The organism is Alkalibacterium iburiense, from assembly GCF_039521845.1.
Classification (GTDB): Bacteria; Bacillota; Bacilli; order Lactobacillales; family Carnobacteriaceae_A; genus Alkalibacterium; species Alkalibacterium iburiense.
In genome coordinates, this window is the sequence record NZ_BAAACW010000028.1 from 1 (window position 1) to 757 (window position 757).

The following is a 757-nucleotide window of genomic DNA, read 5'->3' on the forward strand; positions in this document are numbered from 1 at the left end:
TGAACAAGGAATGACGATTCGTCTTTTTTAACGAGTATTTCTTTGAGACTATTGACATGTTATTCAATTGAGATGATAATAGAACTCAGTATGAACAGATTTAAAAAAGTCGATTAAAGGAGTCACTCCACGTGCCTGATAACCAATACCATTCAAGATTACAAAATAAATCAAAGAAAAAAAAGAAAAAACAACGTATTCTACTACTCTTTTTAGTCCCGCTATTTGCGATTATTTTAGCAGGAGCCATTTACATTGCCCATCTCTTAGCCACTGTTGAGAATGAAATTGACGCATCGTTTGTAGAAATCGACCGTCCAGAGCCGGTTGAAAAAGTAGACCCCATTGAGCAACCTGTTTCCTTTCTCATACTCGGAGTCGATAACGATGTTACCCGGCCATTGGAATCCACTCGGGCTGACTCCATCATTTATGCCACGTTGAATCCGTTGACGCATGAAATGAACATGGTTTCTATTCCTAGAGATACCTACGTCCCCATTATAAAAAATGGACAGGTTCTCAGACATGATCGCATTAATGCCGCTTATGCTGTAGGCGAAGAAAGTGCTATGGTACAGACGATTGAAGAATGGTTAGACGTTCCGATTCATTATTACGCTACCTTTAATTTCTCTGCTTTCTTAAATATCATTGATGAACTGGGTGGTATTGAAATGGATGTGCCCGTCACGATTAGAGAAATGGACTCTAATGATCAGACCGGATCCATCTACTTAGAAGAAGGCTTCCAGAC

At 39.5% G+C, this 757-nt stretch carries 1 protein-coding gene; it reads left to right on the forward strand.

All coding sequences use genetic code 11. The features are described from left to right. Positions 1-131: 131 nt before the first annotated feature. Positions 132-757: LCP family protein (locus tag ABDZ53_RS02500; RefSeq protein ID WP_343753657.1), on the forward strand; the 626-nt coding region annotated here is incomplete at its 3' end.